This window comes from Binatus soli (SeqCode) (assembly GCF_050015535.1).
Classification (GTDB): domain Bacteria; phylum Desulfobacterota; class Binatia; order Binatales; family Binataceae; genus Binatus; species Binatus soli.
The window spans coordinates 1-9547 of record NZ_JBEKBF010000034.1 but is presented as its reverse complement, the minus strand read 5'-3'; the positions used below and the strand labels follow the sequence as shown (position 1 = coordinate 9547).

The 9547-nt window shown below is 60.3% G+C and carries 9 protein-coding genes; 2 read left to right on the top strand and 7 right to left on the bottom strand.

Going from position 1 to position 9547, the window contains the following annotated elements; all coding sequences use genetic code 11:
• The 3 genes from ABR989_RS17415 to ABR989_RS17405 form a co-directional block, all read right to left on the bottom strand.
• Window positions 1-227 (bottom strand): hypothetical protein (locus ABR989_RS17415; protein WP_428130584.1); only part of this gene is annotated, 227 nt, incomplete at its 3' end.
• 777 nt (window positions 228-1004) lie between these two features.
• The gene (locus ABR989_RS17410; protein ID WP_428130583.1) at window positions 1005-1919 is read right to left on the bottom strand and encodes an alpha/beta hydrolase; all 915 of its coding nucleotides are present in this window, start codon (window positions 1917-1919) and stop codon (window positions 1005-1007) included.
• 521 nt (window positions 1920-2440) lie between these two features.
• Complete coding sequence (locus ABR989_RS17405) at window positions 2441-3685, bottom strand: acyl-CoA dehydrogenase family protein (RefSeq protein WP_428130582.1); 1245 nt, start codon at window positions 3683-3685, stop codon at window positions 2441-2443.
• A 166-nt stretch (window positions 3686-3851) separates the two neighbouring features.
• On the opposite strand from ABR989_RS17405, the gene ABR989_RS17400 reads away from it, so the two are divergent.
• Window positions 3852-4223, top strand: a complete 372-nt coding sequence (locus ABR989_RS17400) for an SBBP repeat-containing protein (protein WP_428130581.1) — start codon at window positions 3852-3854, stop codon at window positions 4221-4223.
• 484 nt (window positions 4224-4707) lie between these two features.
• Window positions 4708-5676 (top strand): alpha/beta hydrolase family protein, encoded by a 969-nt coding sequence (locus tag ABR989_RS17395; protein ID WP_428130580.1) that lies wholly within the window; start codon window positions 4708-4710, stop codon window positions 5674-5676.
• 33 nt (window positions 5677-5709) lie between these two features.
• On the opposite strand, the gene ABR989_RS17390 is transcribed toward ABR989_RS17395, so the two are convergent.
• The 4 genes from ABR989_RS17390 to ABR989_RS17375 all read right to left on the bottom strand — a co-directional run.
• Window positions 5710-6483 carry an MlaA family lipoprotein gene (locus ABR989_RS17390; protein WP_428130579.1) on the bottom strand — a complete coding sequence of 258 codons (774 nt, stop codon included), beginning with the start codon at window positions 6481-6483 and terminating at the stop codon, window positions 5710-5712.
• 82 nt (window positions 6484-6565) lie between these two features.
• Window positions 6566-7972: a sigma-54-dependent transcriptional regulator gene (locus ABR989_RS17385; protein ID WP_428130578.1), complete on the bottom strand. Its 1407-nt coding sequence runs from the start codon at window positions 7970-7972 to the stop codon at window positions 6566-6568.
• Window positions 7973-7982: 10 nt separating this feature from the next.
• Window positions 7983-9323, bottom strand: a complete 1341-nt coding sequence (locus ABR989_RS17380; protein WP_428130577.1) for a sensor histidine kinase — start codon at window positions 9321-9323, stop codon at window positions 7983-7985.
• A 6-nt stretch (window positions 9324-9329) separates the two neighbouring features.
• On the bottom strand, window positions 9330-9547 hold a 218-nt coding region (locus ABR989_RS17375; RefSeq protein ID WP_428130576.1), incomplete at its 5' end, for a hypothetical protein.

The window sequence follows — 9547 nt, the reverse complement described above, 5'->3', positions numbered from 1 at the left end:
GCGGTCGCGATGAAGCGCAGCCGGGAAAGAGAGCGCTCGAGGTACGCCTCGTTGGCTTCCCGATACGACGCGCGGAACAGCGCCAGAATGCGCGCGCGAGCTGGCTCTCCGAGAGTGCTCGTCGCGACGGCATCGAACTCTAAGTCTGCTGTGCTGTCGCGCGCGGACAAAAGCAGATACCCCCGCGATAGCCTAAGCCGGAATTTCCGTATGATCTTGCCGAGCAAGCTGCTTATAACTCAGATCCGCCGCGTACCGCCAGGCGGTACGTGTTTTCCCGGCCACGGCGGGCGCCTCACGATGAAAACGGCGAGTTCTATTGGTGCGGGGGGCCCATACCGCTATCCTGCGCAATTGCAGCCCATTTCCAAAGACTCCTGAACGATAGCATTCACTAGCGTGAGAGTGCACCAAAAATGGGCACAATTTAGTGACCCCGGGGCACCCCCAAAAGGTTCAGCGGTGACGCTGAGTGCCGTTAGGATCGTTTCTTCCTGCGCTCCGCCCAGCGCTTCTTCATCGCCAGTGACAGGCGCCTTCTACCCTCCGGCGTGATTCCGCCACGCCGCCGACCCGACGCTTTTGCACCGTTTGCGCGCGTCTTCGTAGCAGGCGATGAGGTGGCTTTTCCGCCCAGAGCTTCGATGGCCCGGACGATCCGATCTCTTTCTGCTTTCAGCTCTGACAAGATCTTCTGTAAATCCAAGGTGTGCTCCTTTCGTTTAGCTGATCGCCTTAAGTTGCCCAATTCGGAAGTGATTTCCGAAATAGTTTACGCGTTGGATAATGTCAGTGGCGGTCCAAGTTCGCAACCCAGTCTTATGAAGGTCCTTGGTATCTTTCCCGAGTCCTCGATGTCTGCAAACTTTTGATTGCTGCACGCTGTCGGTGATTTTTCGTGCCTTCCGAGCGAGTTGCCCGCGCCCTCGGAAAGAAGCTGTCCGTCGCGGGGAACCATGCGGATAATCTCGGTCTCTGAGTGCGAAAACTGCCGTCCGCCCATCCTATTTCGAAATAGGGAAATAGCGTGTCAGGAAATCGATCACGTGTTGGCGATACTGCTGTGGATATTTTTCCCGCAGCTCGCAGTGTCCTGCTCCTTCCCCAATCCAGATCGACTTTGGCGCGCGCGCCTGATCGAATAGTACCCGCACATCGTTCGGCGGCACCGTGTCATCGGCAGAGCCTTGCATCAGGAGGACGGGTCGCGGCGCGATTTGCGTGATTGCATCGATGGGACCGGGCATCCCGCGGCCACCCATCCGCCAAACCGCGATCCAAGTCATCATCGCAACGAAGCCGGGCGCGAGATCGGGGCGGGCTCGTCGTATAGCGACGGTGAGGATTTCACGGGGTGAAAGGTTCGATGCCTCGGCGATGACGCCCTCGATATCCTTGTCTTCAGCGGCGGCTTCGATCGCGCTCGCTGCACCTTGCGAGCATCCGAACACGACCACGCGCTTTATCCCGCGGCTCTGCTTGAGGTACGCGACCGCGGCTTCCACGTCGCGATGCTCCCATATGCCGAGCCGTACTATGCGTCCGCTGCCGTCACTCATCCCATGGCCCCGGCAGTCGAACATCAGGACCGCATAGCCGCTATCGTGTAGCATTTTCGCCTCGCGCAGAAACTGGAGGCGATTTGCGCCCAAGCCATGCACTGTAACCACGCCGACATCGGCGGATGCTGCCGGCACAAACCAGCCCCGCAGCGTCTCTCCGTCTTCGGCTTTAAAACTAACGTCCTCGTACGCGAGGTCAAGCGCAGTTTCGGGATTACCGTGGATGATGCGGTGCTCGTCGCTCGATGTTCGGGTGATGATCTTTCCGGCGCCGTAGTAAGCCGCGTCCACGATAAACATCGCTATCAGTGCGAAGCCGGCCAACGCGAAGAGCAAGATGCGCCTTACCCATTTCATAGTTCAGATAATTTCCCACCGGGTCATATTTTGCCAACCGCAACGCTGCCTACGAGAGCGTGTCGTTCACTCAGCCCTTCTTCTTGCGCTTCTCTTGGCAGCCCAGGGCGCGGATTACGCGGTGCATCCACGCGCGCGGAAACCTGACCATCACCTTGACCACCAAGGGGATGAATACAGGCGGACAATGTAGGGACAGCTTTTATGCGGCCTTTCACGTCGGTAACCCGGGTTCAAATCCCGTCTGGGAGGCCAAGATTTTTTCCGCGGTGCTTCGTTTCGCATCGGTTGCTTAGGGGAATCGCTTTGTCGAGGAGACGCCCCGCGGGGAAACGCGCTCAGCGTCATTCTCGATTTGGGAGAATCAGGCGAGCCTCCCCCGCGCTCGATTCGCGGCGAACGCGTTTCGGCCGAACGCTGCTCGGGCGCATCCGCAGGCGCGGGGCGTAGTCGGGCGCTACCTAAAAAAGTGCTTGCAACGGAATCGGCCTATGCATTCGCGTGGCGCATCCCGGCCACGCTCAGGAGGGGCGCGCGAGCACCAGCTTCGCCCCGGCCAGGCCGAGCACGTCGTTGGTGCCGTCCTCGATCAGCGCGGCGCGCGCGTCGCGGAAGATTTTTTCGATCGGATACTCCTTGCTGAGGCCGTTGCCGCCCAGCAGTTGAAGCGCGTCGCTGGCGACCTCGAATGCCGCCTGCGTGCAGAAGGTCTTCGAGGCAATCGAGTATTCCATCGCGGGGACAGGCGCGTCGGTGTTGTAGGTTATCGCCGCGCGCGAGAGCAGGCGGCACGCCTCGACCTTGGTGAACATTTCGAACAGGTGCTTTTGCACGAGTTGATGCTCGCAAATCGGCTTGCCGCCCTGGATGCGCTGCTTGGAGTAATCGAGCGCAATCTCGAAGGCCGCACGAGCCACTCCGGTGAAGACCGCCCCCAGCATCGCATTCGGACCGCCACCTCTGCCGTAGGCCGCCGCGGCCGCGAGCTTGTCGGGTGCGACCAGCATGTAGCTGCTCGGAATCCTGACCTCATCGAAGAAAATCTCGCCTTGGTTGAGCGCGCGCTGGCCGAGCTTGTTGAGCGGCTTGCCCTTCGATACGCCCGGCAAGTCAAACGGCACGAAAGCAACCCCTCGGCCGAGCACGCTGCCGCGTGAGGGGTCGGCGATCAGAATCACCAGGCCATGGGTCGCAATCGTTCCGTTGGAAACCCAAGCCGCCTTCTGCCCGCTGATCACGTAGGAATCGCCGTCGCGCCGGGCGATCACGTGACCCGCCAGGTCGTCGTGCCCCCCGCCCCAATTCGCCGTCACCCAGTCCGATCCATGCTGCGGCTCGGTCACCGGCCAGCATCCGATGTACTGCGCCTCGCGATCCTGAATGAACGGCACGACATACTTTTCGATCAGTTCGCGATTGCCGGTGGCCGCAAGCGCGCCGAACGGCGCCCCTGCAAGACCAAGTGTCAGGGCGAGGTCGGCGCTGCCCCATCCAAGCTCCTCGAGGTAGATATGCTGCCCAAGGCCGCTCAGTCCGAGTCCGCCGAACTGGGTGGAAAACCCGGCCTTATTGTATCCGAGCCGATATGCCGGCTTGAGGAAGTCCCACAGCGGCGAGCCCGGGGCGATTACCGCGCTCGGATCGGCGAGCCGGTCGAGAGCGGCCGCGGTCGGGCGCATCACCTCGCGCGCGAACCGATGAATGTTCTCCTTGAGAGTCCGGTAATGGTCAGGCAGTTGGGTATCGAGCTCGACGTACGTCTCCATGGCCTACACCTCAATCGACGATGGCCGAATAAATGATGTTCTTAAGTTGCCCGCGGAAGTTGTACGCAGCCGACGGCATGATCTGGGTCATGAACACTACCACCAGGTCCTCTTTCGGGTCCATCGGTACAGGGCGGCAAGGTAGTAACAGAATAGGCCGGCAGCCTTGGGCGCTCCGTACGGCATCGCGCTGGATTCCAGCGGCAACATCTATGTGACGGACTGGATGCTCGGTTACAGCTGCGCACACGATCTTCCTGCGATCGTGGGCCAGAATGATCATCACGCAGGGCAGCCGAAACGACGCGGACGCCACAACGAACGTATCGATGGCAGCGATGCCTTCGGCGTGATTCCGCAGCAAGCTGCGCCAGGTCGGGGAAGGCGCACCTCGCCTTCGCACCATGTACTTCGCGACGGTCGCTTGGCTGACTTGGATGCCGAGCTTGAGCAGCTCAATGTGGATCCGGGGCGCGCACTAGAGCGGGTTGGCGCTGCTCATCTGCCGAATCAGGTCACGAATCTCGCGGTCCATTGACGGCCGCCCGGATCTGGAGCGCCAACGCCAAAACAGTCGGGGTCCCTGACGGTGCCATTGAACGACGGTGGCCGGCTTGACCAACACCATCGCGTCCAGACAGCGCGGCCACAGTCGGTAGAGCAAGACCCAGAGCAGGCGGTCGATCGCGAATAGCTGGGGCCAACCTGGCCGCTGGCGGCGAAGAACGTGCAACTGGTGACGGAGGGCGAGGTTCTCTAGTTCCACAACCGCCCGACTGCGGAATCGGTATCCAAGCCGACAGACGATCGATCGCACGAGCTTAAGCATACCGGCGACACCACGGCGGTGATTCTCAAAACTCTAGACTTTTCGCTGCTTTCGGAGTTTTTGGTAGACGCAGGTATACGAAACCGGACGAAAAGATCGGAGACGGCGAGTAAAGCGCCAGCGCGATGGTGAAGCGGAATCGATTCGCCGCGGCGCGTGTGGAAAGAACGATTGCGTCCGGGGAGGGTTTCGAGTGCACCAGGCCGGGTTTCGCCAATATCAATGGCGCGATTCTGCGCGCAAGCGGCCCGTGTGGGTCGATGTCTGGTATCCAGCCGCCGCAGATACCGCGGAGCAGCCGATCATCTATGGACTCGGCGCGGGATCGGCGGCGCTCGATGGCGCCTTCGACTCGCGCGACCCGCCGCTTCCCCTGATTGTGATGTCGCACGGCGCGCTCGGGGCGGCGCGCGACTATGGATGGATTGCAGAGTACCTTGCGCGGCGCGGGTTCGTCGTAGCGGGAGTGTCGCACTTCGGAGAGTCGTGGATATACGGACCTGACACGATCGAGCCCGCCGCCGTCACGCGGCTGTGGATGCGCCCGCCGGATTGCTCATTCGCGATCGACCGCATCCTCGAGCACGACGACTTCACGGGTCGTGTCGACGCGGCGCGAATCGGCGCAATCGGACATTCGTCGGGAGGTGCGACCGCGATCGCACTGGGCGGGGCCACCTTCGATCCGGCCGCGCTTGCCGCATACTGCCAGACCGACGCGGCCGAGGGCGACCTTGGATGCAAGTACGGCGAATCGGACCGCATGCTCATGCCGGCGCCTGCGGAAGCGTCGGCTTCGTACCGCGACGCGCGGGTCAGGGCGATCGTAGCGCTCGATACAGCGGCCGGGCCCGGCTACAGTGCGGCTTCGCTGGCGACGGTGCGGGTGCCTGTCTTCGTAGTCGGCTCCGAGCAAAACGATTTTCTTCCGTTTGGGAATCACGCGGGCCGCTACGCTGCAAATTTACCGCGGGCCACTCTGCTCAAGCTCGATGCCGGTGAGGGCCACTTCGTCTATCTGAATTGCGCCACGTCCGAATTGGCGGCGAATGGAGTACCGCTGTTTATCGATCGGGCCGGCGTCGATAGGGAAACGGTTCACGCGCGTCTGGCGCCTGTGATCGCCGATTTCTTCGTCGCGGCGCTGAAACCGAGAGCCTGATCCTTTGGATTTAACTAACGAATCCGGAGCGGCTTACCACTGTTCGTCGTGAAGCTTCTTGACGTTGTGCACGCGCGTCTGCAGGTACGCGTCCTGAACGGCGCCGTAGAGATCGATCGCATAGCGATCGGCTTCCTCGAACTGGTTCAGATGCAGCGAGCGATAGTTCACCGCTTGAACCGCGCCCTGCCCGGTGGCCACCGTGACCGCCACCCACAGCGGAACGAAGTAGCTGATCGGATTCATCGCACCGTCGGCGACCAGGCCGACTGTGTCGCCAATCGTCGAAGGTCCAAAAAACGGCAGCATCAGGTACGGACCGGTCGGAATGTTGTAGTAGCGAATGGTCAGACCGAAATCGTTGGGACGCGGTTTGAGCCCAAACCAAAGGTCGGCAGGATCGAAGAAGCCGGCCAATCCGAGTGTCGTGTTGATTCCAAAGCGGGCGGCTTCGCTGCCGGCCTCGGCCAGCTTGAGCTGAAACAGGTTGTTGGCGAAGCGCGGGATGACATGGGCGTTGTCAAAGAATCTGCTCACGCTCTCACGCACCGGCTGGGGCGCGATGGTGGCGTATCCGCTGGCGACAGGGCGCAGCACCCAATCGTCGAGCTTGAGGTTGAAGGTGAACATCGGCTCATTGAATGCCGCGATCGGATCGGCATAGCCGCCCTGATTGTTCTCGCCCGGTGGCTGAGTCGACGGATTGCCCGCCGATTGGGCGGCGGGATTCTGCGACATCGGAGCGGCGCCCTGGCTCAGAGCCGGGGCCGCAAACGTAACGACCGCAAGCAGGGACAATGCGAACATCGTCCAGCGCGCGCCTGTTCTTTCGATTTGTTTCGAACCAGATCTCATTTGGCCCTCCTGCCATACCTGTTAACTAAGACTTTCAACACGCCGCGTCTTTCTTACGATGCTTGCCGAGCTTGTATGAAAGATCGCTTCGCGACATTCCAAGCCGGCGCGCGACTTCCGCCTGGGCGCCATCGGTTATTTTTAGCGCACGCTGAATCACTGCTTTCTCAAGCGAGGCCAGAAAGTCTCGAAGATTGTGCGTCTCGGGCATCATCTCGGCGAGCTGGTCGGGAGTGAGCTCGGCGGAGCTGCGGGGCGCGAAGCCGTTTGCGTTGCGAGGCGTTGAGACCGGGAAGTTCTCCGGTGTGATTTCCTCCTCAGTTGAGAGAATGCATGCGCGCTCGATGAGGTTACGAAGTTCGCGGATATTCCCGGGAAAGTCGTAGCTGAGGAGCGTGCGCATCGCCTCGGCGCTGATTCTGCGAGGTGGCGTCTTCAAATCGCGCACAGCTTGCACCAGGAAGAGAGCGCAAAGCTCGGCTATATCCTCGCGATGATCGCGCAGAGCAGGAACCGTGAGCGGAACTACAGCCAGCCGGTAGTAGAGGTCCTCGCGAAAACGGCCCTCCTGTACGCGCCGCTTCAAATCCCTGTTGGTCGCGACCAGCAGCCGCACATCGGTGCGCCGGGGCTTGGTTGATCCGAGGCGGGTGACGAGCCCGTCCGTCAGCACCCGCAGTAGTTTGGCCTGTGCCGGCAGCGACATTTCGGCGGCCTCGTCCAGAAAGAGAGTACCTTCGTGTGCTGCCTCAAAAACTCCCTCGCGCGCGCGGTCCGCGCCCGTGAACGCTCCCCGCTCGTTTCCAAACAGCTCGCTTTCCAGAAGGGTTTCGGTAAACGCCGCGCAATTGACGGCGACCAGGGGCTTTTCGGCGCGCAGGCTGTTGCGATGAATTGCACGGGCCACAAGCTCCTTGCCGGTTCCAGTTTCTCCAGTGACGAGGACGGTAGCGTTGGTTGGTGCAACGCGCGCAATGTTCTCGCGAAGTTGGCGAATTGCGAGACTGTGCCCCCTGATCTCCGACGAGCCTTCAAGGCGCACCACCGTGTCGCGAAGCCTGCTGTTCTCACGCACGAGCCGCGTGTGCTCCATCGCGCGGGTGGCTGATGCCAGCAATACTTCCGGAACGAAGGGCTTCGTAATGAAATCAAACGCGCCGCGGCGCATGCTCTCCACTGCGAGTTCAATTGTCGCAAACGCGGTCAGAAAAACGACTGACAAAGTCAGATCGGCCTCCCGCGCCGCAGCCAGGACGTCCAATCCTTCACCATCACCCATTTTCTGGTCTGTTATGACAGCGTCGAATGTGTACTCGGCAAGCGCGCCCCGCGCATCTTTGACGCCGGCCGCCTCGACTACTTCGTGATGTTCCTGCTTCAGATTGGAGATGAGTATCCGCCGCAGGTGCGGTTCGTCATCTACAACGAGTATCTTGCCCATACTGTGGCCCCTATCTAAGAGATTGGCTCGGGAAGTGTGCCGGTATCTCGATGGAAAAGCATACCCGCCGCGTTTCGTTGATTCTCAATGTAATATCGCTGCCGTGCGCGAGCGCGATATTGCGCGCGATCGCGAGACCGAGTCCGTTGCCGCTCTGTTTGGTAGTGAACAGTGGCTCGAAAATGCACGCCACAATTTCAGCGGGAATCGGTCCAGCCGGGTCAACCACGTCGATTCTGATCGTGCCATTCCCGTTCATCTGAGCATTGAGTTTCACCCAGTCACCCCGATGGCATGCATCGATTGCATTCAGCACGAGGTTCAGGAGCGCCTGATGCATCTGAGTTGCATCGAACTCTCCCTCAAGGTTCCTATCGACCGCCACATCGATCGTTACTCCTTCATTGGCCGCATACGCGCGGGCGACGGTTGCGACGTAGTTCAGCGTGTCGGCGAGGTTTACTTGCGCGATTTGCACGGCGCGCGGACGCGCGTAAACCAGGAAGTCGGTGGTAACCCGCTCAAGACGCACGGCTTCTTCCGCTGCGATCGAGAACATTTCTTCTCGTTCTGTTTCGTCCTGACCCGGCCGGGTGGCGGTTGCCAGTGAGCTGGAAATCATCGCAACGGGATTTCGGATCTCGTGTGCGATTGCCCTGGACAATCGGCCGATCGCGGCGAGCTTCTCTTCAGAGAGCAATTGCTGACGGGTGCGCTCGAGTTCCTCGAGATTGCGCACGAATTTTGCCTCGCGCGTGCGAAGATTGTTGACCAGGAGCCACACCAACACTCCCATCACGCTGTAAATCACTGACATTGCGCCGGCTTCAATGTACTCGCCGAATTTCATGCCATAGGCGCCCATGAAACTTATGAAGTCCGCCAGCACGACCACTGCGATCGTGGCGCCGAGGCCAAGCCTGAAAGACGCTTCGAGTATAGGGAGAAGCATCAGGGCGTAGTACGCAGTGTCTCCTCTGATGGTTAACGATGTGAGCAATAACGCGAGCGTCGAGTTGAATCCGAGAGACCAGAACGTGAGGATCCGTCGTGTCGGCCGAGAAAGCGGCGCGTTCTTCCTGCGAAGCCAGATGAGGTGAGCCGCCTGGACGATCAAACCAACCCCCAGGACGATGATGACCGACGCGGAAGGTCTGCCGCGAACGAACCTTGAGATTGCCTGCAGCGCTAGTAGCGCACCAATCAGCAGGAGATTGAGAGAGGCAAAGACGAATTCCTGCCGGCGAAAAGATTCGTGATCGTCGGCGGCGAAATCGGCAGCGCCATCACCCATCGTGGCTGCAAGGGAACTAAGCGCCCAGAGATTTTTGCTCGGTTTATGCTCAGTCATCTTTGGTCAGCGGTGCGACGGATCGATATGAGCAAACGCGATGCCGCCATTTTTGTGATTGAATTCTTTTGACAATGGCTCAGATTTCATGAGCCCCTGTCCCTGCTGAAAATTCCGAAAGCGGCGAGAAGACTGGAGTTTTTTGCTTGGCCGCCGTAGCGTCGCGGGCATGCACACCTTTTTGTCTGCGCTCTCTACCACGATCGCATGCCGGTTCCGCAGCC

Excerpts from the sequence above, each read along its gene's own strand:
- ABR989_RS17390 (WP_428130579.1), bottom strand. The coding sequence starts at position 6,483 with ATGTTCGCATTGTCCCTGCTTGCGGTCGTTACGTTTGCGGCCCCGGCT.
- ABR989_RS17410 (WP_428130583.1), bottom strand. The coding sequence starts at position 1,919 with ATGAAATGGGTAAGGCGCATCTTGCTCTTCGCGTTGGCCGGCTTCGCA.
- ABR989_RS17380 (WP_428130577.1), bottom strand. The coding sequence starts at position 9,323 with ATGACTGAGCATAAACCGAGCAAAAATCTCTGGGCGCTTAGTTCCCTT.
- ABR989_RS17405 (WP_428130582.1), bottom strand. The coding sequence starts at position 3,685 with ATGGAGACGTACGTCGAGCTCGATACCCAACTGCCTGACCATTACCGG.
- ABR989_RS17385 (WP_428130578.1), bottom strand. The coding sequence starts at position 7,972 with ATGGGCAAGATACTCGTTGTAGATGACGAACCGCACCTGCGGCGGATA.